The organism is Cronobacter sp. JZ38 (assembly GCF_008932145.1).
Taxonomy (GTDB): Bacteria; Pseudomonadota; Gammaproteobacteria; order Enterobacterales; family Enterobacteriaceae; genus Cronobacter; species Cronobacter muytjensii.
In genome coordinates this window covers 436,917-462,487 of the sequence record NZ_CP017662.1, presented here as the reverse complement: position 1 = coordinate 462,487, position 25,571 = coordinate 436,917, and the positions used below count along the sequence as shown (strand labels likewise).

General features: G+C 58.8%; 22 protein-coding genes, 1 tRNA gene and 1 other RNA gene. 11 read left to right on the top strand and 13 right to left on the bottom strand.

All coding sequences use genetic code 11. The features are described 5' to 3' along the window. Window positions 1-17 precede the first annotated feature (17 nt). The 3 genes from bcsE to bcsG are packed head-to-tail and all read left to right on the top strand — an operon-like array spanning window position 18 to window position 3,464. Entirely contained in the window at window positions 18-1,592 is a 1,575-nt protein-coding gene (gene bcsE / locus BJP61_RS02130) for a cellulose biosynthesis protein BcsE (RefSeq protein ID WP_171997763.1), read from the top strand. Beyond that, window positions 1,589-1,786 (top strand): cellulose biosynthesis protein BcsF, encoded by a 198-nt coding sequence (bcsF, locus tag BJP61_RS02125; RefSeq protein ID WP_075193335.1) that lies wholly within the window; start codon window positions 1,589-1,591, stop codon window positions 1,784-1,786. The genes bcsE and bcsF overlap by 4 nt, the downstream gene beginning before the upstream one ends. Continuing rightward, on the top strand, window positions 1,779-3,464 hold the full coding sequence (gene bcsG, locus BJP61_RS02120) for a cellulose biosynthesis protein BcsG (protein WP_038866826.1): 1,686 nt from the start codon (window positions 1,779-1,781) through the stop codon (window positions 3,462-3,464). Before bcsF ends, bcsG begins: the two co-directional genes overlap by 8 nt. Window positions 3,465-3,623: 159 nt before the next feature. Here bcsG and dppF read toward each other — a convergent pair whose 3' ends face one another. From dppF to BJP61_RS02065, 11 genes are all read right to left on the bottom strand, one after another. Continuing rightward, window positions 3,624-4,637 carry a dipeptide ABC transporter ATP-binding subunit DppF gene (gene dppF / locus BJP61_RS02115; protein WP_038866824.1) on the bottom strand — a complete coding sequence of 338 codons (1,014 nt, stop codon included), beginning with the start codon at window positions 4,635-4,637 and terminating at the stop codon, window positions 3,624-3,626. Continuing rightward, window positions 4,624-5,619 (bottom strand): dipeptide ABC transporter ATP-binding protein, encoded by a 996-nt coding sequence (gene dppD / locus BJP61_RS02110; protein WP_007703029.1) that lies wholly within the window; start codon window positions 5,617-5,619, stop codon window positions 4,624-4,626. The genes dppF and dppD overlap by 14 nt, the downstream gene beginning before the upstream one ends. A gap of 11 nt (window positions 5,620-5,630) precedes the next feature. Further along, entirely contained in the window at window positions 5,631-6,533 is a 903-nt protein-coding gene (gene dppC / locus BJP61_RS02105) for a dipeptide ABC transporter permease DppC (RefSeq protein WP_038866821.1), read from the bottom strand. A 9-nt stretch (window positions 6,534-6,542) separates the two neighbouring features. After that, window positions 6,543-7,562, bottom strand: coding sequence for a dipeptide ABC transporter permease DppB (dppB, locus tag BJP61_RS02100; protein ID WP_007724059.1), 1,020 nt, complete (start codon window positions 7,560-7,562; stop codon window positions 6,543-6,545). A 195-nt stretch (window positions 7,563-7,757) separates the two neighbouring features. Beyond that, window positions 7,758-9,365: a dipeptide ABC transporter periplasmic-binding protein DppA gene (dppA, locus tag BJP61_RS02095; protein WP_171997762.1), complete on the bottom strand. Its 1,608-nt coding sequence runs from the start codon at window positions 9,363-9,365 to the stop codon at window positions 7,758-7,760. Between the two features lie 818 nt (window positions 9,366-10,183). Further along, window positions 10,184-10,319, bottom strand: a non-coding RNA gene (locus BJP61_RS02090) — RtT sRNA. Between the two features lie 32 nt (window positions 10,320-10,351). Further along, window positions 10,352-10,428 (bottom strand) — tRNA-Pro (locus tag BJP61_RS02085). Between the two features lie 91 nt (window positions 10,429-10,519). Beyond that, window positions 10,520-12,199: a kdo(2)-lipid A phosphoethanolamine 7''-transferase gene (eptB, locus tag BJP61_RS02080; protein WP_038866783.1), complete on the bottom strand. Its 1,680-nt coding sequence runs from the start codon at window positions 12,197-12,199 to the stop codon at window positions 10,520-10,522. A gap of 216 nt (window positions 12,200-12,415) precedes the next feature. Beyond that, window positions 12,416-12,847 (bottom strand): organic hydroperoxide resistance protein, encoded by a 432-nt coding sequence (locus tag BJP61_RS02075; protein ID WP_007753714.1) that lies wholly within the window; start codon window positions 12,845-12,847, stop codon window positions 12,416-12,418. A 121-nt stretch (window positions 12,848-12,968) separates the two neighbouring features. Beyond that, window positions 12,969-14,171, bottom strand: coding sequence for an MFS transporter (locus BJP61_RS02070; RefSeq protein ID WP_038866781.1), 1,203 nt, complete (start codon window positions 14,169-14,171; stop codon window positions 12,969-12,971). A gap of 156 nt (window positions 14,172-14,327) precedes the next feature. Then, entirely contained in the window at window positions 14,328-14,960 is a 633-nt protein-coding gene (locus BJP61_RS02065; RefSeq protein WP_161580067.1) for a lipase, read from the bottom strand. A gap of 155 nt (window positions 14,961-15,115) precedes the next feature. Between BJP61_RS02065 and BJP61_RS02060 the strand changes: the two genes are divergently transcribed. After that, entirely contained in the window at window positions 15,116-15,679 is a 564-nt protein-coding gene (locus BJP61_RS02060) for a DNA-3-methyladenine glycosylase I (RefSeq protein WP_171997761.1), read from the top strand. Further along, window positions 15,676-16,116, top strand: a complete 441-nt coding sequence (locus tag BJP61_RS02055) for an N-acetyltransferase (protein ID WP_038866774.1) — start codon at window positions 15,676-15,678, stop codon at window positions 16,114-16,116. The genes BJP61_RS02060 and BJP61_RS02055 overlap by 4 nt, the downstream gene beginning before the upstream one ends. Here the strand turns inward: BJP61_RS02055 and BJP61_RS02050 are convergent. Beyond that, window positions 16,085-18,418 carry a molybdopterin guanine dinucleotide-containing S/N-oxide reductase gene (locus tag BJP61_RS02050; RefSeq protein ID WP_171997760.1) on the bottom strand — a complete coding sequence of 778 codons (2,334 nt, stop codon included), beginning with the start codon at window positions 18,416-18,418 and terminating at the stop codon, window positions 16,085-16,087. The genes BJP61_RS02055 and BJP61_RS02050 overlap by 32 nt on opposite strands. A gap of 179 nt (window positions 18,419-18,597) precedes the next feature. Here BJP61_RS02050 and BJP61_RS02045 point away from each other — a divergent pair, with 179 nt between their 5' ends. Next, a complete protein-coding gene (locus tag BJP61_RS02045; RefSeq protein WP_038866770.1) occupies window positions 18,598-19,260 on the top strand; it encodes an OmpA family lipoprotein in 663 nt (220 codons plus the stop codon). Window positions 19,261-19,306: 46 nt separating this feature from the next. Here the strand turns inward: BJP61_RS02045 and zinT are convergent, their stop codons facing one another. Then, entirely contained in the window at window positions 19,307-19,945 is a 639-nt protein-coding gene (gene zinT, locus BJP61_RS02040) for a metal-binding protein ZinT (RefSeq protein ID WP_038866767.1), read from the bottom strand. Between the two features lie 211 nt (window positions 19,946-20,156). Between zinT and BJP61_RS02035 the strand changes: the two genes are divergently transcribed. The 5 genes from BJP61_RS02035 (at window position 20,157) to ghrB (ending at window position 25,548) form a co-directional block, all read left to right on the top strand. Next, window positions 20,157-21,176, top strand: coding sequence for a LacI family DNA-binding transcriptional regulator (locus BJP61_RS02035; protein WP_075193987.1), 1,020 nt, complete (start codon window positions 20,157-20,159; stop codon window positions 21,174-21,176). A gap of 112 nt (window positions 21,177-21,288) precedes the next feature. After that, on the top strand, window positions 21,289-22,038 hold the full coding sequence (locus BJP61_RS02030) for an epimerase (RefSeq protein ID WP_171997759.1): 750 nt from the start codon (window positions 21,289-21,291) through the stop codon (window positions 22,036-22,038). Between the two features lie 2 nt (window positions 22,039-22,040). Further along, on the top strand, window positions 22,041-22,979 hold the full coding sequence (locus BJP61_RS02025) for a sugar kinase (RefSeq protein WP_171997758.1): 939 nt from the start codon (window positions 22,041-22,043) through the stop codon (window positions 22,977-22,979). A gap of 241 nt (window positions 22,980-23,220) precedes the next feature. Beyond that, complete coding sequence (locus BJP61_RS02020; RefSeq protein WP_171997757.1) at window positions 23,221-24,501, top strand: MFS transporter; 1,281 nt, start codon at window positions 23,221-23,223, stop codon at window positions 24,499-24,501. Window positions 24,502-24,570: 69 nt separating this feature from the next. Continuing rightward, window positions 24,571-25,548 carry a glyoxylate/hydroxypyruvate reductase GhrB gene (gene ghrB, locus BJP61_RS02015; protein WP_038866749.1) on the top strand — a complete coding sequence of 326 codons (978 nt, stop codon included), beginning with the start codon at window positions 24,571-24,573 and terminating at the stop codon, window positions 25,546-25,548. Window positions 25,549-25,571 lie beyond the last annotated feature (23 nt).

Below are 25,571 nucleotides of genomic sequence, written 5' to 3'. Positions count from 1 at the left end.
TATATATTGAGGGCACCATGGCTCTTGTTTTTTCAATTGGCATTGATTCGCTATGGGATGAGCTGCGCCATATTTCGGCAGGCGGGCTGGGATGGATAAATTGCGACCGCTATAGCGACGCAATATTGTTCGTTAATCAAACACTTCAGGCACAAGCGCCGCAGACGAAAGTGGCTGTCATTACCATGAGCGCCGCGCCGGAAACCCTTATTTCTCCGCTTCCTCCCGCGCCGGCAGGCCCGGATGAAGTACGTCTGTTTACCATGCCGAATAGTCAGGATGCATTTCATCATCTGCATCACGATCTGCTTTGCAGTTTTGAACCGGAAAACTATTTTATCGTCCTGCTGTGCGCGGAAAACGCCTGGCAGGGTGTCGCGCCCGCTCATATTAAAGCCTGGATAAGAAAAAGCCAAAGCTGGGCACAAGAACAGCGCTGCACATTGCTGATTATTAATTCCGGCGCGCAGGCCGATCGGCAAACGTCAATGCTAATGAGCGAATACCAGCACCTTTCCGGCCTCGCCACGCTGCGCTATCAGGGCGACGCCTGGCTGTATGATGTGGCGTTCTGGTTTAACGATAAAGGCGTGAGCGCGCGTCAGCAGTTGCAGGTCACGTACGCCAATGGCCGCCTGGCGCTGGTGCCGCGTCAGGAAGTCTCGTTGCAATCGCGCAGCGACGAACGCCGTGTGCTGAGCCATATCGCCGTGCTGGAAGGCGCGCCACCGCTCTCCGAAAACTGGATGTTGTTTGAAAGCAACGACGCGCTGTTTAACGAGGCCCGCCAGGCCCAGGCCGCGACGGTTATCTTCTCGCTCACCCAAAACAACCAGATTGAAGGGCTGGCGCGTCACGTACACGCGCTGCGCCGCCAGCGCGGCAGCGCGCTGAAAATTATCGTGCGCGAGAACAAAGCCAGCGTGCGCGCCACCGATGAACGGCTGCTGCTGGGCTGCGGCGCGAATATGGTGATCCCGTGGAACGCGCCGCTCTCCCGCTGCCTGACGCTTATCGAAAGCGTGCAGAATCAACAGTTCACCCGCTTTGTGCCGGAAGATGTGAATACGCTGCTGGAGGCGATGCAGCCGCTGAAAATGCGCGGCTATCAGCCGTGGGACGTTTTCTGCAACGCCGTCGGCGCGCTGATGAATAATGTACTTATCCCGCAGGACAACAAAGGCATTCTGGTGGCGCTGCGCCCGGTGCCAGGCATTCGCGTCGAACAGGCATTAACGCTCTGCCGTCCCGGGCGCATGGGCGATATCGTCACGCTCGGTGAAAACCGGCTGGTGCTGTTTCTCTCGTTCTGTCGGATAACCGATCTCGATACCGCCCTGAGCCATATCTTCCCGCTGCCGATAAGCGAGCTGTTTTCCAACCGCATGGTGTGGCACGAAGATAAGCAGATAGCCGCAGAGATTTTCCAGATGAGCGCGATGCGCCCGGAGCAGTGGACCGCGCCGCTTGCGATGACGCGTCAGGCGAGCCAGACCGCCGCCATCCTTACGGATGCGCCGAAAACTCCCGTACGCCGTACGCCGACGCCCATTACGCTGCTTAACGATCCGGCACAGGAGCGCGCGTTATGATGTCGATTAGCGATATTCTTCAGCTTATTGCGCTGTGCGCGCTGGTGTTCATTCCTTTGGGGTATGCGCTGTGCGTGGGTAAGCGGCGTATCATGAAAACGCTGCGCCCGTTGCTGTTTCGCCCCCGCTTTGTTAAACCCGCTGGTACGTTGCGCCGCCGCTCTACCGTCAAGGCTAATGTAAAACATGACTAATCACGTTCACTCCGCTCCCCTTGCCCGCTCGGGCTGGCAAAACTGGCGCGGTCTTTCCGGCTGGAACTACTATTTCCTGCTGAAATTCGGCCTGCTCTGGACGGGCTACCTGAATTTCCATCCGCTCGCCAACCTGGTGTTTATGGCGTTTCTGCTGTTTCCGATCCCCAATCTGCGCCTGCACCGTCTGCGCCACTGGATAGCCATTCCGGTCGGTATTGGCCTGTTCTGGCATGACACCTGGCTGCCGGGGCCGCAAAGCATTATGAGCCAGGGCTCGCAGGTGGCGGGCTTTAGCACCGACTATGTGCTGGACCTGGTGACGCGCTTTATTAACTGGCAGATGATAGGCGCCGCCTTTGTACTGCTGGTCGCCTGGATGTTTGTCTCCCAGTGGGTGCGGGTGACGGTATTTGTGGTGGCGATTTTGGTCTGGCTTAACGTGCTGACCATTACCGGCCCGATCGTCTCGCTATGGCCTGCCGGGAACACCGCGCCCGCAACGGTGACGACCACGGGCGGCGGCGCGGCGCCGACGGTGGCGAATACCGCCAATAACCTGGTGGCGGGCGATATACCGCTGCAAACCGCCCCCGCAAGCTCACAGAGTATTAATGACTGGCTGAACAGTTTCTACGCCAGCGAGGCCAAACGCCAGACGACGTTCCCGGCGAGCCTGCCAGCCGACGCCCAGCCTTTTGATCTGCTGGTCATTAACATTTGTTCGCTGGCGTGGGCCGATGTGGAGGCCGCCGGCCTGATGTCGCACCCGCTGTGGTCGCATTTCGATATCGTGTTTAAGAACTTTAACTCCGGCACGTCATACAGCGGCCCGGCGGCTATCCGTCTGCTGCGCGCCAGCTGCGGCCAGCCGTCGCATAAAAACCTGTATCAGCCCGCCGGCGAGCAGTGCTACCTGTTCGATAACCTGGCGAAGCTCGGCTTCAAGCGTCACCTGATGATGGACCATAACGGCGTGTTCGGTAACTTCCTCAAAGAAGTGCGCGAAAACGGCAATATGCAGGAGCCGCTGATGGATCAGTCGGGGCTGCCGGTGAATCTGCTGTCGTTCGACGGCTCGCCGGTGTATGACGACGCGGCGGTGCTTAACCGCTGGCAGCAGACCGTGAAGGGCGAAGGCAGCGGCGATCGCAGCGCCACGTTCTTTAACCTGCTGCCGCTGCATGACGGCAACCACTATCCGGGCAACAGCAAAACCGCCGATTACAAAGCGCGCGCGCAGAAGCTGTTTGACGAGCTGGACGCGTTCCTCACGCAGCTCGAAAAAGAGAATCGCAAAGTCATGGTGGTGATCGTGCCGGAGCATGGCGCGGCGCTGCAGGGTGATAAAATGCAGGTTTCCGGCCTGCGCGATATCCCGAGCCCGGCTATCACGCACGTGCCGGTCGGCATCAAGTTTATCGGCATGAAAGCCCCGCATCAGGGCGCCGCGGTTGAGATAGATCAGCCAAGCAGCTTCCTTGCGATTTCGGAACTGGTAACGCGGATGCTGGATGGGAAAAACTTTGTGGCCGATAACGTGGACTGGCAGGGGCTGACCAGTAATCTGCCGCAGAGCGCGCCGGTCTCTGAGAACGCTAACGCCGTGGTGGTGCAATATCAGGGGAAACCCTGGGTGCGCTTAAGCGGCGGCGATTGGGTGCCGTACCCGCAGTAAGCCGGTGTGGTGGAGCGTGGCGGGGGCGCAGGCTTACCCGCCCTATAACGACGCTACCGGTATTATTCGCAGGGACACGCGAAGCGCATCCACCACGGCCTGCCATAACACCCAAAAAAAAGCCGACGCTCTGCGTCGGCTTTTTGTTTCGCGCGTAGGTTATGGAATGCGCGGCTCGCCGGTTTCATCCTGATCGACGGCGAAACAGGCCACTAACTGACCGTTATACTCCTTCAGCTGCGGCTGGATCTGCGTGCACGGCCCGAAACGGCGGCGGCAACGGGCGCTGAAGGCGCACCCCGGCGGCGGATTCAGCGGGCTTGGCAGCTCGCCGGTGAGCTTGATGCGCTCGCGGCGGTCGTCCGGGTTCAGGCGCGGCGTCGCGGAGAGCAGCGCCTGGGTGTACGGATGACGCGGGTTCGAGAAAATCTGGTCTTTGGTGCCCTTCTCCACGCAGCGGCCCAGATACATCACCATCACTTCATCGGCGATGTGCTCCACCACCGACAAATCGTGGGAGATAAACACATAAGAGAGCCCCAGATCCTGCTGCAAATCCATCATAAGGTTCAGAACCTGCGCGCGCACCGAGACATCAAGCGCCGACACCGGTTCGTCGGCTATCACCACATCCGGGTCGAGCATCAGCCCGCGCGCGATAGCGATACGCTGACGCTGGCCGCCGGAGAACATATGCGGATAGCGGTCGTAATGCTCGGTTTTGAGACCGACTTTCGCCATCATCGCCAGCGCTTTTTCGCGGCGCGCCTCTTTGCTGAGCGAGCTGTTAATGAGCAGCGGCTCCTCAAGGATTTGCCCCACTTTTTTACGCGGATTCAGGGAGCCATACGGGTTCTGGAACACGATCTGGATTTTCTGGCGGCGCAGTTTCTCCGCCGTTTCGTCGGGTTTCAGCAGATCCTGGCCCTGATAGTAAAGCTCGCCGCCGGTCGGCGTTTCTATCATCGTCAGCAGACGGCCGAGCGTGGATTTCCCACAGCCGGACTCGCCCACCACCGCCAGCGTTTTGCCGCGCTCAAGGGTAAAGGAGACGCCGTCCAGCGCCTTCACCAGACGTTCCGGCGCGAAGAAACCCTTCTTCACCGGGTAGTGTTTTTTCAGGTCGATAGCCTGCAACAGCGGGTGCTGCGTGGTGGCCTCATGCGTGCTCATAATTGGTTGGCCTCCCGGCATCATCGAGGGGATAGTGGCATTTCGACTGGCGGCCGTTGTCCACCAGGTTTAACGCCGGTTCTTCGGCGCGGCAGCGCTCGGTGGCGTAGGGGCAGCGCGGGTTGAGCAAACAGCCCGTCGGACGGTCATATTTCCCCGGCACCACGCCCGGCAGCGACGCCAGACGTGCTTTATCCTGCGCGAACTCCGGCAGCGCGCGCAGCAGCGCCTGCGTGTAGGGGTGGCGCGGCGCGCGGAAGATATCCCGCGCCTCGCCGGTTTCCACCACCTGGCCTGCGTACATCACGATGATTTTGTGCGCCGCTTCGGCCACCAGCGCGAGATCATGGGTGATAAGGATCAGCGCCATGTTCTCTTTTTGCTGAAGCTCCAGCAGCAGTTCAATAATCTGCGCCTGGATAGTTACATCCAGCGCGGTCGTCGGTTCATCAGCAATCAGCAGCTTCGGACGACAGGCGATCGCCATCGCAATCATTACGCGCTGGCTCATCCCGCCCGACAGCTGGTGCGGGTAGACGTCAAGACGCGACGCCGGGTCCGGAATGCCGACCAGGTTGAGCAAGTCGATCGCGCGCTGGCGGCGGGTCTTTTTATTGCCGCCCTGGTGCACTTTGATCGCTTCCATAATCTGGAAACCCACGGTGTAGCAGGGGTTCAGACTGGTCATCGGATCCTGGAAGATCATCGCCACTTCGGCGCCCACCAGGTTACGGCGATCTTTTTCCGAGATACGCTGTAAATCCTGGCCGTTGAATTCCAGTTTGTCCGCCATCACGCGGCCAGGAAAATCGATAAGGCCCATGATAGCCAGCGAGCTGACCGATTTGCCCGAGCCCGATTCCCCCACAATGCCGACCACTTCGCCCTGGTTCACGCTGTAGCTCACGCGGTCTACGGCGCGGAACGGGGTGCCTTCGTCGCCGAAGTGCACCGATAATTTATCTACATTCAGTAACGCCATCTCGTGCCTCTTTACTGCTTGAGTTTGGGGTCGAGCGCGTCACGCAGGCCGTCACCCATCAGGTTAAATGCCAGCACCGTCAGCAGGATTGCGAGACCCGGGAAGGTCACGACCCACCAGGCACTTTGCGCGAACTGCAACACGTCGGAGAGCATGGTGCCCCACTCCGGTGTTGGCGGCTGCGCGCCCATGCCGAGAAAGCCCAGTGCGGCCATATCGAGAATGGCATTCGAGAAACCAAGCGACGCCTGAACAATCAGCGGCGCAAGGCAGTTAGGGAAAATATTCACGAACATCTGGCGCATCGCGCCCGCGCCCGCCACGCGCGAGGCGGTGACGTAATCGCGGCTCACTTCCACCAGCACCGCCGCGCGGGTTAAGCGCACATAGTGCGGCAGCGCCACGAAAGTGAGCGCCAGCGAGGCGTTAACGATGGACGGGCCGAAAATCGCCACCAGCACCAGCGCCAGCAGCAGGCTCGGCAGCGCCAGCATAATATCGACCACGCGCATGATGATGGTGTCGACGATGCCGCCGAAATAACCCGCCACCAGGCCGAGCACAATGCCCATCACCAGCGACAGCACCACCACCAGACAGCCGACCAGCAGCGACAGGCGCGCGCCGTACATCAGGCGCGACATCACATCACGGCCTACGTCGTCGGTGCCGAGAATATGCGCCCAGGTGCCGCCATCCTGCCAGACCGGCGGGGCCAGCAGCGCGTCGCGGAACTGCTCCGCCGGGTTATGCGGCGCGATAAAGTTCGCGAAGACGGCGATGATTATCATCACCACCACATACACCAGGCCGACCACAGCGCCTTTGTTACGTTTGAAGTAGTGCCAGAACTCCTGCATCGGCGTCATCGGCACCGGTGCGGCCACCACTTTGTTTTCAGTCATTTGCGTCATGATGGCCCCTTATTTCTTATGACGAATACGCGGGTTCACCACGCCATAGAGCAGATCGACCAGCAGGTTGACGAGAATAATCATCGTCGCCACCAGCAGCACGCCGCCCTGCACCACCGGATAATCGCGGCGCTGCAGCGCGTCAATCAGCCAGCGTCCGAGCCCCGGCCAGGAGAAGATGGTTTCCGTCAGGATAGCGCCCGCCAGCAGCGTGCCCACCTGCAGCCCAATCACCGTCACGACCGGCAGCATGGCGTTACGCAGCGCGTGAATGATAATGACGCGCATGCGGGTCAGGCCCTTGGCGCGCGCAGTGCGGATGTAATCTTCGCCGAGCACTTCCAGCATCGCGGAGCGGGTCATACGCACAATCACCGCCAGCGGAATGGTGCCGAGCACCACGGCAGGCAGGATCATATGCGCCAGGGCATCGATAAAGTTGCCCTCTTCGCCCCAGATGGCGGTGTCAATGAGCATAAAGCCGGTCAGCGGATTGGTGTCGTCAAGGAACACCATATCGCTGACGCGCCCGGAGACCGGCGTCAGGTTCCACTGCACCGAAACCAGCATGATAAGCATCATGCCCCACCAGAAGATAGGCATGGAGTAGCCAGTCAGCGCCAGGCCCACCGCGGTGTGATCGAAGATGGAACCGCGCTTCACGGCGGCCAGCACGCCGACCGGAATGCCCACGGCGACGGCGAAAATCATCGCGCAAATGCCCAGTTCCAGCGTCGCTTTAAAGCGCGGCACGAACTCTTCCCAGACCGGGAGGCGGCTTTTCAGCGAGATCCCTAAATCGCCATGCAGCACGCCCCAGATGTAATGGAGATACTGTTCCCACAGCGGCTTGTCGAGGCCAAGCTCGGCCAGCAGCTGCGCGTGACGCTCAGGGGAAATACCACGTTCGCCCGCCATGATCATCACCGGGTCGCCGGGGATCATATGGACGAAGGCAAAAGTGAGAAGGGTGATACCGATAAACGTCGGGATAACAAGCCCCAGACGTCGGAGGATGAACTGCAACATAACCCGGATTCTCTGTAATGACGCACAACCAGGGGATGTGGTCTGTATTGCTCACAAATCTCATTCCCTCCCCTGTGAGAGAGGGAATAAAGCACTGCTGCCGGGTGCGCCGCCCTTACCCGGCCTGAAAGTGTAGACCGAGATAAGCGCAGCGTCGCCGGACACGGGGCGCTCACGCGCCCCTGATGGTTTTAATTATTCAACGGAGACGTTTTCGAAGTGGTGTTTGCCCAGCGGATCGACTACGTAGCCTTTGACCTCTTTACGCACCGGCTCATACACGGTGGAGTGCGCGACGATAAGCGCCGGCGCCTGATCGTGCATCACGACCTGAGCCTGTTTGTAGAGTTCGATACGTTTGTTGTGGTCTTCAGTGGCGCGCGCCGGCTGAATCAGATCTTCAAACGGCTTGTAGCACCAGCGAGAGTAGTTGGAGCCATCTTTCGCCGCGTCGCAGCTGAACAGGGTTGCGAAGAAGTTATCCGGATCCCCGTTGTCGCCGGTCCAGCCCATCATCACGGCCTGGTGCTCGCCCGCTTTGGCGCGTTTCAGATACTCGCCCCACTCGTAGGTCACGATTTTGGCCTGAACGCCGATTTTCGCCCAGTCAGCCTGGATCATCTCGGCCATACGGCGCGCGTTCGGGTTGTACGGACGCTGTACCGGCATCGCCCACAGCTCAACGGTAAAGCCTTTATCCTGGCCTGCTTCTTTCAGCAGCGCTTTGGCTTTCTCGACGTCATAGGTGTAATCCTTCACGTCGTCGTTGTAACCCCACATGGTCGGCGGGATCAGGTTTTTGGCGGCAACGCCAGCGCCCTGGTAAACCGCTTTGATAATGGCGTCTTTATTCACCGCGTAGGTCAGCGCCTGACGCACTTTCACGTCGTCAAACGGCTTTTTCTCGGTGTTGAAAGAGAGGTAGCCGACGTTCAGACCCGCCTGCTCCATCAGGTTAATGTTTTTATCCTGCTTCATGCGCGCGATATCTGCCGGGTTCGGGTACGGCATCACCTGACACTCATTTTTCTGCAGTTTGGCGTAACGCACAGACGCATCCGGCGTAATGGAGAAGACCAGACGGTCAATCTTCGGCTTAGTGCCCCAGAAGCCCTGGAACGCTTTATACAGAATACGGGAGTCTTTCTGGTATTGCAGAAGCTGGAACGGGCCGGTGCCGATCGGGTTCAGGTCGACTTTCTCCGGAGTGCCGGCTTTCAGCATATTGTCGGCGTATTCTTTAGAGAGAATTGAGGCGAAGTCCATCGCCATATCCGCGAGGAACGGCGCTTCCGGGCGCGTCAGCACAAACTGGACGGTATGGTCGTCGACTTTTTTCACTTCGCTAATCAGCGTCGGCAGGCCCATGCCTTCGAAATATTCGTAGCTACCGCCAGAGACTTTATGATACGGGTTTTGCGCGTTTTTCTGACGATCAAACGAGAACACGACATCATCGGCGTTAAATTCGCGCGTCGGTTTAAATTCTTTATTGTCCTGCCATTTTACGCCTTTACGCAGATAGAAAGTATAGGTTTTACCATCTTCGCTGACGTCCCATTTTTCCGCGAGTCCCGGAATAATTTCCGTGGTGCCGGTTTTAAATTCTACCAAGCGGTTATAAATAGGCACAGAGCTTGCGTCATAGGTGGTGCCAGAGGTGAAGAGCTGTGGGTTAAAGCCTTCAGGCGAGCCTTCTGAACAGTAAACCAGGGTTTTGGCTTGTACGCTTGCGGCGCAGGCCATAGCCAGCAGGCTCAGACCAAACTTCAGCATCCCTGACTTCTTCAAGGAAATACTCATTCTTCTGCTCCAATGTGATAGGTGTTGTGTTATCCGTCAGACCTTTTTTATTTTTTGCCCGGTCCGATCGGTAATGGTGAGGCTGGGGATTCCTTTCGCAAGGGAGACTGAGTTGCAGTACAGATTGTCCGTAAAATGACCCTCACGCCCTACAATCTGTCAACAGAACAGGCAAACGTCAATACAGCTATCCGGGATTTACAACCGGGGTGAGAAACGGCAAACAAAGATTAAAAAAACCTCATGGCCGTGTTTTCAGCACGGAAATTTATGCTACGCCCATGCTGGCAGAATAATCATCTTGATAATTTGTAACATCCAGCGCTTATGTTTTATGCGGTTAATCTAAAATTTCTCGCGCTGTGGCGAACTTATGAACGGTTTATGGCGAAATTTGTTAAGCATGCAGCAAAAAATGCTAAGGCGATATATAAGCAGAGGGGAAAGTATGCGCCGTGTTTCATAACTATTTTCAATGAAATATGTCACAGAATCGTGTTCAGACGACAAAATCGAAGCTAAATAAGACGGGCGAATTAAGCGGCGCGTTAGCGTTCGGCAGATATCGCCTGGAGCCGATTCTTAATGGGGCAGAAATGCAATAGCGTGAATGAATAAAGCCTGCCTTTTCGGTTTCATAAACGCCGGAAAGCAAAAAGCCTGCTCACTGAGCAGGCTTTTTAAATTTGGTCGGTGCCAGAGGATAACTCGCCGCTGCGCGGCTTCGCCCTGTGTCGAACCTCCCTGCCCCCGGAGGTTCTCATCCTCGCAGACGCCAGAAAGCAAAAAGCCTGCTCACTGAGCAGGCTTTTTAAATTTGGTCGGTGCCAGAGGATAACTCGCCGCTGCGCGGCTTCGCCCTGTGGGCCGTTGCTGCGCAACGTTCTCTCGCTACGCTCGGGTCGAACCTCCCTGCCCCCGGAGGTTCTCATCCTCGCAGACGCCAGAAAGCAAAAAGCCTGCTCACTGAGCAGGCTTTTTAAATTTGGTCGGTGATAGAGGATTCGAACCTCCGACCCCTTCGTCCCGAACGAAGTGCGCTACCAGGCTGCGCCAATCACCGAATGCGGGGCGCATATTACTGCGCACCCTAATCCTCGTCAATCCCTTACTTTAAAAAAGCCGCGCGATCGGCTGAAAAGCCAGCGATATGGCTATTTTGCCGCATCAGGAACGTGGCACCAGTTGTTATTCTGATTGATGCCGCCGTCCGGCGACTGGTAACCCAGACAGCCCATAATGGTGTCGAACAGCTCAACGTGGCGATGCGGACGCTTCTGCTGCGCCTGCAGTTTAAGCTGCGCGAATGCCTGCGCGTGTTGCGGGTCGGCCAGGTAGCTGTCAGACATCCAGACCATCATCGGCACGCGGAACTGCTCCGGCGGCGCGATATTGCGCGGCGTACCGTGCAGATGCTCTTTCTCGTTGATCGACTCGCCATGATCCGCCGCGTAGAAAACAATCGCTTTCTTGTTACGCACCTGGTCGATGACATCAGAGATAAAGCTGTCGACGTACAGCACCGAGTTATCGTACGCGTTAATCAGCTCCTCGCGGCTACAGCTGGAGTCAACGCCCATGCATTCCGGCTGCCAGCGCGCGAAGCTGCGCGGATAACGCTGCACATAGTTATAATGCGAGCCTTTGGTATGCAGGATGATGAGGTGCTTGCCCTTCTCGTGGTTGGTCAGCGAGTTTTTCATCTCATCCACCAGCAGCATGTCATCCACCTGCTTGCCGCGGTTGCGCGGCTCGGCGCCTATCTGCTCGCGGTAGGCGATGTTGTCCGCCATCGTGTTGCTGTAAAACCACATCTCGCTCTGCATCGCATAGAGATCTGCGCTAAAGCCCAACTGCTTGAGCACTGCGAAAACATTCTGCTCTTTCAGGGTGCGCTGTGGATTATCGTCCGCGCCGCCTTCACGAACAAACATACAGCGCAGCGACAGTTTGGTCGCCGTGTCGCACGACTCGCCGCGGAACGCCGCCAGGTTTTTCTCCTGCGCGAGTTTCGGCGTGGTGTCACGGTCGTAACCGAGCATGCCCATGTGATCCCAGCGCGTGGTTTCGCCGATGATAAACACCACGTAGGTGTCATCGATGCCCTGCGGGGCCTGCCAGGTAAATTTTTTGGCCGGATTCAACAGTGATTTGTTATCGCTCGACTCGTCCACCTGCGCCCAGGCGTAGAGGCCCAGCGCAGAGAGCCAGTTCGACGGCAGATAAGAGTTCGCCACCACGCCGCCGTAGCTCGGCATATCGACGCCAGAGGTGCGTTCTTCGTTCTTCTGCTGCAAATCCAGCAGGCGAATCGGCGCCCAGACCAGCAGGCCGGCCACAATCACCACCGCCGCGCTTTTCAGGCGTTGATCGCGCGTGCGCAGCTGGCGCAGCAGCGTATCGCGGCAGCGGTTGCCCCAGATAAGCGCCAGCGGCACGATACATACCAGCACCATCCAGGCGATAAACTGCCAGCCGATCACCTCTTTTGAGAGATCAATATCAGTAGTCATCACTGACGCGATGATCCCGTAGCCAATCACGACGTTCATAAACGTCATGTAATAACTGGCCGCGGCGGAGAACAGGACGATAAGCGTCGTCAGCACGCGCCAGACGCGTCGCCCGAACAGCGACAGCACGCGCAGCAGGAAGAACGTGACCAGCACGGTCGCCGCCAGCTCCACCACCATTGAGACGCCATTAACCCAGGTGAGATTTTGCGCATAACCATCAAAACGACGGTACAGCACCGCGCAGTTCAAAAACAGACCGATGTATACCGCCAACAGAAAGCTCAGCTTCTGCTGGGTCATCGAGAGGATGTATTTCATGCAAACCGTCCAGGCAAAGCAGGCACTAAAAACCCTTTACCCAAAAAAGGAAAAAAGAATGTACAGGTAACGGCCGTGAGGGAATCAGGAGATTCTTATCTCAGACGCGGGGAAGTAGACCACAGAAGCGGGAAAAAGTGCGGGCTTTTAGGGCGGTCCGGCCTCTATTTACAAAAATATGAGGCCGGAACCGCATTTTATGGCGCGTGAAGCCGGTTAGTCGGTGATCACATTCAGCTTAACGTCGATATTGCCGCGCGTGGCGTTGGAGTACGGGCAGACAATATGCGCTTTCTGCACCAGTTCTTCCGCTTCCGCACGATCCATGCCCGGCAAATGAATATCCAGCTGGGCTTCGATTCCGAAGCCGGTCGGCAGCGGGCCAATCCCCACCTGACCTTCGATAAACGCCTCCTGCGGCACTTTCTTTTTCTCCTGCGCGGCGACATGCTTCAGCGCGCCCAGGAAGCAGGCGGAATAGCCCGCCGCGAAGAGCTGCTCCGGGTTGGTCACCTGACCGCCCGCGCCGCCCATCTCTTTCGGCACGCCGAGTTTCACATCCAGCACGCCGTCATCAGACGTTGCCCGGCCATCACGGCCGCCAGTCGCTTTCGCTTTTGCGCGATAAACCACTTTTTCTAAGGACATCTTGTTCTCCTTTGTGTTGGCAATCACAGCTAGTAAGCATAGAACGTCTGAGCGAACTGGGGAGAAAGTGAGAACAATCGGGGAAACAGCGCCGCCGCAGGATGCGGCGGCGAAGGGCGAATCAGGCGCGGGCGTGTTCCCAGGTTTCGCGGCGCGGCTGGCGAATGGTGGTGGAAATCGCCAGCGACACAATCAGCAGCGCGAAGATAACGCAGAAGGTGACGTAAAAGCCGCCAAACAGCGAGGCGATAATCGAACCGCAGATGCTGCCGATACCGAAGCCGAGATAAATCACGCCGTAGTTTTTAGCAAGATTATTAAGCCCGAAGAAATCGCTGACCAGCGACGGATACACCGTGATCGTGCCGCCGAAGTTAAACGCCACGCAGGCGATGGCCGCGAAGAACGTCACTTCATTGAGCGGGGCGAAAAGCAGCGCCGCCATACCAACCAGCGACACCACCTGGCCCAGCGTAATCACGCGAATGCGCGGCATTTTATCGGAGAGAATGCCAAGCACCAGACGGCCCGCCAGGTTGGCGATGGAGATAACGGTAACGGCGTTCGCGGCGGTAGCGGCGTCGAGGCGCACCATGCCCTGGGCGATATCTTTCGCCACGCCAATAACATACAGGCCGCTCATGCAGGCGGTCAGGAACATCAGCGCCAGCATCCAGTACTGCGGTTTACGCATCGATTCGGCAAGGCTGTAATCGCCTTCACCTGCGTTATTGCCCGCGCTTGCAGGCTGCAGCGGCGCGTCTTTCATCAGCAGCGCGCCGCCGATGATCATCACCATCACGAGGCCGCCCCAGATAATAAACGTATGCTCAAGCCCGACGGAGGCCAGCAGATGGCTGTCGATAAATTTAAAGCCGAGGCTGCCGAGACCATACGAGCCGATGGAGAACGCGGAGATAAGCCCTTTGCGCTCCGGGAACCACTTCACGCAGTTCGAGAGCGTCAGCAGATAACCGGCACCGTCCGCGAGGCCCACCAGCAGCCCGGCGCTCAGCCAGAGCATCAGCAGATTGCTGGCGTGAGAGGTTAACACCAGGCCCAGCCCCAACAGTACGCCAGAGGCGATCGTCACGCGTTTTACGCCGAAACGCTCCTGCAACTTCCCGGCTACCGATGATGACAGCGCCAGCCCCAGGCTCAGCAGCCCGAAGGAAAACGCCACCTGGCTTACCGGCTCGTCGAGCTTTTGCGATAGCGCGCCGTTAAACAGGCTCCAGGTATAAACCGAGCCCAGCGCGAACTGGGTCACAATGGTGCCCACCAGGGTGAGCCACCGGGTACGCTGTTGGATGGATGTATTCATGGTTGTTATCCCAAAGAAAAGAAGAAAGCTTCACTACCTGCAACGATAGCGAAACCCCTACTTTTCCGGGGGAAAACGGCATGAGATGCCGCTGACGCGGAATGAACTGCATGAAAAAAGGCATGGATGGCCTTGAACGGGCGGCAAATGCCCGCCCTAAAACGTCGCGCTGACGCCGAGATTGTACATTTGCGCGTCGTTTTCACTCAGCCGCCCTTCCGCCTGGGAGAAGGACGCCCAGGCCGCAACATGCTTGTTAATTGGCATATCGGCACCAAACGAGACATCCATCCATGAGCCATACTGGCTGGTGGGCAGCAGCGGCTGCATATTCCACAGCGGATCGCCGTGCTGTTGGTTATAGCTGACCTGCGCCCAGGGCCGCAGAGCGCCGATACGCGAGTCAAGCCGCCAGCCCAGCGAGCCGACGCTCGGGTGCCAGTATGCGTCGTCCGCGCTCAGGCCGTTCTCCTGAACGGGAAGCACGCTGGCCTCGCGCCGCCAGCCAGCCACCGGGCGCGCGACGACCGGCAGTGGCAATGACAGATTCAGCCCCGGCGACGTGATTAACGTGTCGTCGCGCTGCGTCTGCGCCACCCGTTCGGCGAGGATCTCCTCATAGCTCGGGGTGCGATCGCTGTCCCACGTATAGCGTTCAGACGTATTACTTTGCGGGTCAACAGCGATATATTCCTGTTGCCAGGCGTGTGCCGCCTGCGTAAAAACCAGAGACCACAAAAGCACCGCCGCGCGTCGCAACGCATGGCGTCCAGAGATTGTTATCATCATCAAGGCGACTCCAGAAAAGAGCCGATTCCGGCAGTTTTTATTGGCTTTATTAGCGGAAATGCGAATAACCCTGAATTAACTATTGTCTCTTTATTCGCAACGTCAAGCCGCTTCAGAAAATCGCCAGGATGTTTATGACCATAAGGAAAAGCAGGATGGAACGTTGCGGATGGGTCACTCAGGACCCGCTTTATCTCGCCTACCATGATGATGAGTGGGGCAAGCCTCAAAAAGATAACCACACGCTGTTTGAAATGCTCTGCCTGGAAGGCCAGCAGGCAGGGCTTTCCTGGATAACCGTGCTGAAAAAACGCGAACACTATCGCCGCTGTTTTCACGAGTTTGATCCGAATGCTATCGCGCAGATGGGGCCGGAGGCGGTTGACGCGCTGGTGCTTGAGCCAGGGATTATCCGCCATCGCGGCAAGATCGAGGCGATTATCGCCAACGCGCGGGCGTATCTCGCCATGCAGTCGCAAGGGGAAGATTTCGCCACGTTTGCCTGGTCGTTCGTTGATGGCGCGCCGAAGATCAACTCACCCGCCACGCTCGCGCAGGTGCCGGTCACAACGCCGCAGGCGCAGGCGCTCTCAAAGGCGCTAAAAAAACGCGGATTTAAATTCGTCGGCCCCACCATTTGCTACGCCTTCATGCAGGCCTGCGGGCTGGTGAACGATCATCTCGCAGGCTGCGGCTGCCACCCGGAGAACCGGCCGTGATCCGCGCGCAACGCCCTGCCGACCGCGAACGGGTGCTGGCGCTGTGGCTTGCCAGCACTACCGCCGGACATCCGTTTATCCGCCCCGACTACTGGCGCGCCAGCCTGCCGGTGGTGCGCGATGTCTATCTGCCCGGCGCCTGCACCTGGGTGGAGGAAGAAAACAACGCGTTACGCGGCTTTATCAGCGTGATGCATGAGAAATTTATCGGCGCGCTGTTCGTCGCGCCGGCGTGGGCGGGAAAAGGCGTCGGCACCGCCCTGCTCACCCATGTGCAGTCGCAGTACGACACCCTGAACCTTGAGGTCTATCAGAAAAACACCCGGGCGGTGAATTTCTATCACGCCCGGGGGTTTCGCATTGAAGAGAGTGCGTGGCAGGAGGAGACCCGCCACGCGACGTGGATTATGCGCTGGCAGGCGGATCAAACGCCGTAACAACCGGCGCCGGGCCTTCATATTTCTCCACGCGCACCAGCGACGAGTTCGCCGCGCAGCCGTTGCCGAGCCGCGAGGTGGGGATATCGCGCGTCAGCACGTTTACCGCGCCGTTCTTGCAAAGCCCCTGCTGCTGCCAGTCAAAATCGGGCCATGCGCCCTGATGCAGGCAAATGACGCCCGGTTTAATGCCGTCGGTCACTACCGCGCCGGCCAGCACCTGGCCGCGATCGTTCCATACGCGCACCAGATCGCCATCATGGATACCGCGTTTACGGGCGTCGTCCGGGTGCAGCGTCAGCGGCTCGCGTCCGGCCACCGCGTAACGTTCGCGCAGCGCCGAATAGTTGAGCTGGCTGTGCAGGCGGTGCGCAGGGTGCGACGAGAGTAGCTGCAGCTCGTCCGGCTGCGCGTTGCCGTGCCACTCGTCCGGCTCAAGCCATGTCGGGTGCGGCGGGCAGTCGGCATAACCGAAACTCGCGATACGCTCTGAGTAGATCTCAATTTTTCCGCTCGGCGTACTGAGCGGGTTCGCCGCCGGATCGGCGCGAAACGCGCCAAAACGGACAAATTCGGCGTTTTTCGGGTTCTCCGGCATCTCGATTATCTGGTTCGCTTCCCAGAAATCCGCGAAATCCGGTAGCGTCACCTGCTGGGCCGCGCCGCGCTCGCGGGCGATGTTGTAAAACGTCTCCAGCCATTCGAGCTCGCTTTTGCCTTCGGTGAAACGCTCGCGCCCGCCGGTTTCCCAGCGCCCGGAGAGTTCAGCGAAAATATCGAAATCGTTGCGCGCTTCATACTGCGGCGGCACGACCTGCTTCATCGGCACCATATGCTGATTGCTGTAGTCGCCGGTCATGGTCATGTCGTTGCGCTCAAAAGATGTCGTCACCGGCAACACGATATCGGCGTGCTTCGCCGCCGCCGTCCAGAAGCATTCGGAAATCACCACCAGCTCCGGCTTCTGCCACGCGTTGATAAGCCGGTGCGTTTCCTGGTGATGAGTGAAATTCGCGCCGCCTGCCCACCAGATAAAGCGAATATCGGGGAAAATACGTTGCTGGCCGTTATGCGGGTATTCGCCGCCGGGGTTTTCCAGCGCCTCGACGATGCGCGCCACCGGGATTTTATCCACCGCGTCGGTACCGTCCGCGACTGTGCCCTGCATGGATGCCAGCACCGCGGCGCGGCGCGTCGGGTTGCCGCCATTCGCGAAGTGATAGGACAGCCCAAAGCCGCCGCCCGGCAGGCCAATCTGGCCGAGCATGGCCGCGAGCGTCACCAGCATCCAGTGTTTCTGCTCGCCATACTGCTGGCGCTGCATGCCCCAGCCCGCCATCAGCATGGTGCGATTCTGGCTGAAAAGCCGCGCCAGCTCGCGGATGGTCGCCGCGTCGACGCCGCAAATCGCCGCTGCCCAGTCGGCGTTTTTCGGCGTGCCGTCGCGCTCGCCGGTCAGGTAGGCCGCGAACTGCGCGTAGCCATGCGTACAGGCGTTAAGGAAGTCATTATCCTGCCAGCCGTTTTCCACCAGCGTATGGGCGATGCCAAGCATCAGCGCCACATCGGTGCCCATATGCGGGGCTATCCACTCCATGCGCTCGCCGAAGAAATCGGCGGTTTCCGGGCGCATCGGGTTGATGCAGATAAGCTTTTTACCACTCTCTTTTAACTGCTCGAAATAGCCGATGCCCTGTTCGTCAGAGGCGTTCCAGGCGATTTTCAGCGTATTAAGCGGGTTGGCGCTCCACAGCACCACCACATCGCTGTGCTCCAGCACCAACGGCCAGCTCGTCTGCTGCTGATACACTTCGTTGCCGCCCAGCACATAGGGCATGATCACCTGCGCGGCACCCGTGGAGTAGTCCCCAAGATGGCCGGTATAGCCGCCCGCGAGACTCATATAACGTTGCAGCAGCGTCGCGGCTTTATGCAGCACGCCGTTGGAGCGCCAGCCGTAGGAGCCTGCGAAAATCGACGACGGGCCGTAGCTTTCGCGGATACGCCGGTGCTGCTGGTCGATCAGACGCAGCGCCTCATCCCAACTGATTCGCACAAATTCATCCTGTCCGCGCACGCCCTGCGGGCTGTCCGGCGAGGCGAGAAACCCCTTGCGCGCCATCGGGTAGCGCACGCGCGCCTTGCTGTGCACCTGATCCGGCACGGCGGTTTGCAGCGAATTCGGGTGACGCGTCGGCAGCGCGCCCTGAGAGGACAGAACGGTCTCACCGTCGGTCTCAACCACCATAGGCCCCCAGTGGGCGGCGGTAACGATGCGTTTTAAAGCAGATGGGTTAGCCAAAACGGGCTCCTGACTGGCGTTTGCAGATGAGGCGGCGTGAGTATGGTCACTTTGTCGCCGCTCGATTCGTTATGGATGACAAAATCGGAACACTCCCCGGAATTTTCATCATATTCACCCCTCATAATCAACCTCCGCCACTCCAGGCGTACCAGAATTAAATTGAATAAGGATATGCGATGAAAAAACGCATCATGTTTGTGGCCGCGATTGTCAGCGGCGCACTGGTTATTTCAGGCTGCACCACTAACCCTTACACCGGCGAACGTGAAGCGGGTAAATCCGGCATCGGCGCGGGCCTCGGCTCGCTGGTCGGCGCGGGCGTCGGCGCGCTCTCTTCATCGAAAAAAGATCGCGGCAAAGGCGCGCTGATTGGCGCGGCGGCGGGCGCGGCGCTCGGCGGCGGCGTGGGGTATTACATGGACGTTCAGGAAGCGAAACTGCGCGAGAAAATGCAGGGCACCGGCGTCAGCGTTACCCGCAGCGGCGATAACATTATCCTGAATATGCCGAATAACGTGACCTTCGACAGCAGCCAGGCGAACCTGAAACCGGCGGGCGCCAACACCCTGACCGGCGTGGCGATGGTGCTGAAAGAGTACCCGAAAACCGCCGTGAATGTCGTGGGCTACACCGACAGCACCGGCGGACAGGCGCTGAACATGAAGCTGTCGCAGCAGCGCGCGGAAAGCGTGGCCAGCGCCCTCATCACCCAGGGCGTCGCCGCTAACCGCATCCGCACCAGCGGTATGGGCCCGGCGAACCCTGTCGCAAGCAACAGCACCGAAGAGGGTAAAGCGCAGAACCGTCGCGTGGAAATCACCCTGAGCCCGTTGCAGTAACAGGCAACCGCCTCACCGGAAATGGCCGGCGAGGCGGTATCACGCCTTAGTGATGCAGCATTTCGTCGACGATCTGCGCTTTGCTGAGCTGATACGGATAGTACGTCGGCCAGTTATCCATCTCTTTCAACAGCGCCTCATGCGAGGTATTGCCCATATAAATATGGAAATGCGCGGACTGGCGCGGCGCGATGGTGTGATCGCTGAATTGCACGAATTTTGGCGCTTTCGACGCGCTGTCGGTGCATTCAAACAGGTAACGCACACCCTTTTTACCTGAGACGTAATGCAGGATCTTATAGCCGTTATATTTGTATTCGCAGGCGTTCACGGTGTCGCCCACGTGAAACTCCATCACGTTGTTTTCAATGCCAATCATCCCGACATCCGTGGCGTAACCTTTTTTATAATACGCGCGATATTCTTCGACGGTTTTGCCGCCTTCTTTCGCTTTTTTCGCCAGCACCGGATCTAAATCGCCATTCAGCAGATACGGGTTAAGCGATTGCCAGACCCCGTCCCAGTTACTGAGCGGGCGATCTTTTACGTCGTTATCGTTAAACACCCCTTCGCTGGCCTGGCGCTCTGCTTCGGTCAACGGTTTGCCGTGATGATGGCCGTGGGCCAGGCTTTGGGTGCTGGTAAGCAGAAGCCCCATTCCCAGTAACAAGGCTAACTTCTTCATTGGTCTCACTCTCCTGTGTAAGCGACTGTCATGAATTGATACGTTATAACATAAATATAAACAGCGCTACAAAATCGTGATATCGCGAAAAGCCGCCAGTGGCGATAATGCGCGGTCTGGCCAACACTCGCTTTACGGCGGCCACCCAAATCATCTAATAATAAAAACCGTCACCTGCCCCACCGGCGTTGTAGCCTGAGAAGGAAATCTCATGACCCCAAAAGCGTCCCGCCCGACCATCAGCGATGTCGCCCGCGCCGCGAAAACCGGTAAAACCAGCGTCTCCCGCTATCTGAACGGCGAAAAGCACCTGCTTTCCGGAGATCTTCTGGCCCGTATTGAACAGGCCATCGCCCAGCTCGACTATCGCCCAAACCAGATGGCGCGCGGGCTGAAACGCGGCCGCACCCGCCTGATTGGACTTATCATCGCCGATATCACTAACCCGTACTCGGTCAATGTTTTAAGCGGCATCGAGGCCGCGTGCCGGGAAAAGGGCTTCACGCCGCTGGTCTGTAACACCAATAACGAACTCGATCAGGAGCTGCATTATCTGGATTTGCTGCGTAGCTATCAGGTGGAAGGGATTGTGGTAAACGCGGTGGGAATGCGCGAAGAGGGGCTGAACCGGCTGCAACAGTCGGCGCTGCCGATGGTGCTTATCGACCGTAAAATCCCGGATTTCGCCTGTGACGTGGTTGGGCTCGACAACACACAGGCGGCCACCACCGCCACGGAGCATCTGATAGAACAGGGCTTTGAGGCGCTGCTGTTTTTAAGCGAGCCGCTCGGCACGGTCAACACGCGCCGCGAGCGTCTGACCGCGTTTCGCGCCACCGCGGCCCGCTACCCCGGCGTGGTGGCGGAAAACGCCGAAACGCCGTTGCATGAGGCGGACCATCTCGACAACACGTTACGCCACTTCCACACGCGCTATCGCGGAATGCGCAAAGCGGTGATCTCCGCTAACGGCGCGCTGACGCTGCAGGTGGCGCGTTCGCTTAAACGCATCGGCCTCAACTGGGGCGCGGATATCGGCCTGCTTGGCTTTGATGAACTGGAGTGGGCGGAACTTGCGGGCGCTGGCATCACGACGCTGAAGCAACCGACCTGGCAAATTGGCTACGCCGCGCTGGAGCAGGTGGTGAAGCGTATTGAGGGCCAGTCGCAGGCGGTGCGGGAGCAGCTTTTCTCCGGCGAACTGATCGTGCGCGGCTCGACGGCGCGATAATCGACGGTTCGTGACCCCGATCATAAATTCACCATCCTGGGCTTCTCTTTGGAACCGGTTCCATCTAGCGTAATAACTATGTTATGCAGATGTAACCACTCCGGAGAAGTTAATGGAGAGAGAAATTATCGTCGTCACCGCCGCCTATGGTAACGACAAAATTAAAGCGCTCGGCGGCCAGCAGGCCGTGCTGCCGATTATCGCCGAAGCGGGCGCTGACGGCGTGGAAATTCGCCGTGAACTGCTCGACGCCGCCGAACTGGCTTCCCTGCCGGTGCTGGCGCAGGCCATCGCTAATCACCGGCTGAAAGCCTGTTATTCCGCACCGGAGCCGCTGTTTGAACACGACGGCAAAATCAACGCGCGCCTGCCCGCGCTGCTCGCCGAAGCGCACGAAATCAACGCCCGCTGGCTTAAGCTCTCACTCGGACATTTCAGCCAGTCGCATCAGGCGGAGCCGCTCGCCGGCCTGCTCGCGCTCAGCGACGTGGCGCTGGTCGTGGAAAACGATCAGACCGAATGCGGCCGCCTTGCGCCGATGCGCCGTTTTCACGCCGCCAGTAAAGCGCTCAACCTGCCTGTCCGCCTGACGTTTGACATGGCCAACTGGCTGTGGGTGGACGACGCGCCGGAAGACGCCGCGCGCGCGCTCCATACAGGCGTCAGCTATATCCACGTGAAGGCCGCCACTGCCCATCATTACCACTATCGCGCCATCGCGCTGGATGACGCCGGGCCGCGCTGGCGCGCGCTGCTGGAGATGCTGCCGGCAGACGCGCCGCGCGGCATTGAATTCCCGCTGGAAGGGCGCGATTTAACCGCCGTGACCCGCCACTACGTCAACCTGCTGCGCGAGGAGTGAACATGGAACAGCCACTGGATGTGATTACGATTGGCGAAGCGATGGCGATGTTCGTCGCAACCGATCCAGGCTCTCTTTCGCAGGTCGAACACTTTATCAGACGCGTGGCGGGAGCGGAGCTGAACGTCGCCACCGGCCTTGCGCGTCTCGGCCTGAACGTGAGCTGGGTGAGCCGCGTCGGCAATGATTCTTTCGGCCGCTTCGTACTGAACCAGCTGGAAAAAGAAGGTATCGCCACCCGTGGCGTGACGATTGATGACCGTTTCCCGACCGGCTTTCAGCTGAAATCGAAAGTGACAGATGGAACCGATCCCATCGTGGAGTATTTCCGCAAAGGCTCTGCCGCGAGCCATCTGAGCACCGAAGACTTTAACGCGCCCCTGTTTTACAGCGCCCGTCACTTACATCTGAGCGGCGTGGCGGCGGCGCTTTCCGGCACCTCTTACGATCTGCTGGATCACGCGGCACGCGCCATGAAAGCTCAGGGCAAAACGCTCTCCTTCGACCCGAACCTGCGCCCGGTGCTGTGGAAAAGCGAGGCGGAGATGATCGAAAAACTCAATCACCTCGCCAGCATGGCGGACTGGGTGCTGCCGGGCCTGAAAGAGGGCCAGCTCCTGACCGGACAACCAAGCCCGGAAGGCATCGCAGATTTCTACCTGACGCGCGGCGTGAAGGCCGTGGTGATTAAAACCGGCGCTGACGGGGCGTGGTATCAGGCGGCAAGCGGCGAGCAGGGCACGGTCGCCGCGGTGAAAGTCGAGAACGTGGTGGATACGGTGGGCGCGGGCGACGGCTTTGCGGTAGGCGTGATAAGCGCCCTGCTGGAAGGCAAAACGCTGCATCAGGCCGCGACGCGCGGTAACAGGATTGGCGCCCTGGCGATTCAGGTGCAGGGCGACAGCGAAGGCCTGCCGACCCGCGCGCAACTGGGCGAATAATCCCCTCGCTTTCAGGAGAGAGAATCCCCCTTGCGGCTGCACAAAGATATAGCCTGAGACCGGGCGCCAGACGCAACAAAAAGTATCCCCTCACCCGCCAGACGAGAACGATTTTCCCTTCTCCGTTCGGGAGAGGGCCGGGGTGAGCGGTCGCTCATCACCCTGGAACAGACAGTATTAACAGCGTCCGTCGTCCCCTACACCGATGAGACGCACCCACCTCAACCACAGAGGGAATACGATGAAAAGTCCGACTAACGCTTCAAAACGCTGGTGGTACATCATGCCAATCGTGTTTATCACGTACAGCCTGGCGTACCTCGACCGCGCAAACTTCAGCTTCGCCTCGGCGGCGGGCATCAATGACGATCTCGGCATTACCAAAGGCATCTCATCGCTGCTCGGCGCGCTGTTCTTTCTGGGGTATTTCTTCTTCCAGATCCCCGGCGCGATTTATGCCGAGCGCCGCAGCGTGCGCAAGCTCATTTTCATCTGCCTGATCCTGTGGGGCGGCTGCGCGTCGCTGACCGGCGTGGTCAGCAATATTCCGATGCTGGCGGCGATCCGCTTCATTCTCGGCGTGGTGGAGGCGGCCGTGATGCCCGCCATGCTGATTTACATCAGTAACTGGTTTACGAAATCGGAGCGCTCGCGCGCTAACACCTTCCTGATCCTCGGCAACCCGGTCACGGTGCTGTGGATGTCGGTGGTGTCGGGTTATCTGATTCAGGCGTTCGGCTGGCGAGAAATGTTCATCATCGAAGGGGTGCCCGCTGTCATCTGGGCTTTCTGCTGGTGGGTGTTGGTTAAAGACAAACCGACCCAGGTGAAATGGCTGGCCGATAACGAAAAAGCGGCGCTGCAGGCGCAACTGGATAAAGAACAGGAAGGCATCAAGGCGGTGCGTAACTACAGCGAAGCCTTCCGCTCGCGTAACGTGATCCTGCTGTGCGCGCAATATTTCGCGTGGAGCATTGGCGTTTACGGGTTCGTGCTGTGGCTGCCGTCGATTATCCGCAGCGGCAGCGAAAACATGGGCATGGTGGAAGTGGGCTGGCTCTCCGCCGTGCCGTATCTGGCCGCGACCATCGCCATGATTATCGTCTCCTGGGCCTCCGATAAAATGCAGAACCGCAAACTGTTCGTCTGGCCGCTGCTGCTGATTGGCGGGCTGGCGTTTATCGGCTCCTGGGCGCTCGGCGCAAACCATTTCTGGGCGTCCTATACGCTGCTGGTGATTGCGGGCGCGGCAATGTATGCGCCATACGGCCCCTTCTTCGCGATCATCCCGGAGATGCTGCCGAAAAACGTGGCAGGCGGCGCGATGGCGCTTATCAACAGCATGGGCGCGCTCGGCTCGTTCGTGGGCTCGTGGGTAGTCGGTTACCTTAACGGGGCTACCGGCAGCCCGTCTGCCTCATACATTTTTATGGGGGTAGCGCTTTTCGCCTCCGTGTGGCTCACTTTAATCGTCAGACCCGCCACCAGCCGGTCCCTGCCGGTAGGCGCGCGCCACGCGTAACACGCAGCGGGCGGCGTAACGCCGTCCGCTTGTCTATTCTTTCTTTTTTGTTCAAAGCTGGAGATCTGCATGAAGCCGTCCGTCATTCTCTACAAATCCCTGCCCGACGATTTGCTGGCCCGCCTCGAAAACCATTTCAGCGTGACCCGGGTGCCAGACCTCAGCCCGCAGACCGTCGCGGCGCACGCCGATGCCTTTAGCCAGGCGCAGGGTTTACTGGGCTCCAGCGAAAAAGTGGACGCGGCGTTGCTTGAGAAAATGCCCCACCTTCGCGCCACCTCGACGGTGTCCGTAGGGTATGACAATTTCGACGTGGACGCGCTGAACGCGAAACAGATAGCGCTGATGCACACGCCCACCGTGCTCACCGAAACCGTTGCCGACACGCTGATGACCCTGGTGCTGGCCACCGCGCGCCGCGCGCTGGAAGTGGCCGAGCGGGTGAAAGCTGGCGAGTGGACCGGCAGCATCGGCCCGGACTGGTTCGGCACCGACGTGCATCATAAAACGCTCGGCATCGTCGGCATGGGCCGCATTGGCCTCGCCCTGGCGCAGCGCGCGCATTTCGGCTTTAACATGCCGATTCTCTATAACGCGCGCCGTCATCACAGCGAGGCGGAAGAGCGCTTTAACGCGCGCTACTGCGATCTCGACACGCTGCTGGCGGAGTCAGATTTCGTCTGCGTTATTCTGCCGCTGACCGACGAGACGCATCATATGATTGGCGCGGAGCAGTTCCGCAAAATGAAAAAATCCGCGATTTTCATTAACGCGGGCCGCGGCCCGGTGGTGGATGAACAGGCGCTGATTGCAGCACTGCAACGCGGTGAGATTCATGCGGCGGGCCTGGATGTGTTTGAACAGGAGCCGCTGGCGAAAGACTCGCCGCTGCTGTCGCTTAAGAACGTGGTGGCGCTGCCACACATTGGCTCCGCCACCCATGAGACGCGCTACAACATGGCTGCCTGCGCGGTGGATAATCTTATCAACGCGCTTAACGGCGACGTGTCGCAGAACTGCGTGAATCCGCAGGTCGTGAAGAAATAAAAGATCGTGAAGAAATAAAAAAC

Bases quoted from the DNA above. Each gene is read 5' to 3' on its own strand.
- bcsE (WP_171997763.1), top strand. From the start codon at position 18: ATGGCTCTTGTTTTTTCAATTGGCATTGATTCGCTATGGGATGAGCTG.
- bcsF (WP_075193335.1), top strand. From the start codon at position 1,589: ATGATGTCGATTAGCGATATTCTTCAGCTTATTGCGCTGTGCGCGCTG.
- bcsG (WP_038866826.1), top strand. From the start codon at position 1,779: ATGACTAATCACGTTCACTCCGCTCCCCTTGCCCGCTCGGGCTGGCAA.
- dppF (WP_038866824.1), bottom strand. From the start codon at position 4,637: ATGAGCACGCATGAGGCCACCACGCAGCACCCGCTGTTGCAGGCTATC.
- dppD (WP_007703029.1), bottom strand. From the start codon at position 5,619: ATGGCGTTACTGAATGTAGATAAATTATCGGTGCACTTCGGCGACGAA.
- dppC (WP_038866821.1), bottom strand. From the start codon at position 6,533: ATGACGCAAATGACTGAAAACAAAGTGGTGGCCGCACCGGTGCCGATG.
- dppB (WP_007724059.1), bottom strand. From the start codon at position 7,562: ATGTTGCAGTTCATCCTCCGACGTCTGGGGCTTGTTATCCCGACGTTT.
- dppA (WP_171997762.1), bottom strand. From the start codon at position 9,365: ATGAGTATTTCCTTGAAGAAGTCAGGGATGCTGAAGTTTGGTCTGAGC.
- eptB (WP_038866783.1), bottom strand. From the start codon at position 12,199: ATGAAATACATCCTCTCGATGACCCAGCAGAAGCTGAGCTTTCTGTTG.
- BJP61_RS02075 (WP_007753714.1), bottom strand. From the start codon at position 12,847: ATGTCCTTAGAAAAAGTGGTTTATCGCGCAAAAGCGAAAGCGACTGGC.
- BJP61_RS02070 (WP_038866781.1), bottom strand. From the start codon at position 14,171: ATGAATACATCCATCCAACAGCGTACCCGGTGGCTCACCCTGGTGGGC.
- BJP61_RS02065 (WP_161580067.1), bottom strand. From the start codon at position 14,960: ATGATGATAACAATCTCTGGACGCCATGCGTTGCGACGCGCGGCGGTG.
- BJP61_RS02060 (WP_171997761.1), top strand. From the start codon at position 15,116: ATGGAACGTTGCGGATGGGTCACTCAGGACCCGCTTTATCTCGCCTAC.
- BJP61_RS02045 (WP_038866770.1), top strand. From the start codon at position 18,598: ATGAAAAAACGCATCATGTTTGTGGCCGCGATTGTCAGCGGCGCACTG.
- zinT (WP_038866767.1), bottom strand. From the start codon at position 19,945: ATGAAGAAGTTAGCCTTGTTACTGGGAATGGGGCTTCTGCTTACCAGC.
- BJP61_RS02035 (WP_075193987.1), top strand. From the start codon at position 20,157: ATGACCCCAAAAGCGTCCCGCCCGACCATCAGCGATGTCGCCCGCGCC.
- BJP61_RS02030 (WP_171997759.1), top strand. From the start codon at position 21,289: ATGGAGAGAGAAATTATCGTCGTCACCGCCGCCTATGGTAACGACAAA.
- BJP61_RS02025 (WP_171997758.1), top strand. From the start codon at position 22,041: ATGGAACAGCCACTGGATGTGATTACGATTGGCGAAGCGATGGCGATG.
- BJP61_RS02020 (WP_171997757.1), top strand. From the start codon at position 23,221: ATGAAAAGTCCGACTAACGCTTCAAAACGCTGGTGGTACATCATGCCA.
- ghrB (WP_038866749.1), top strand. From the start codon at position 24,571: ATGAAGCCGTCCGTCATTCTCTACAAATCCCTGCCCGACGATTTGCTG.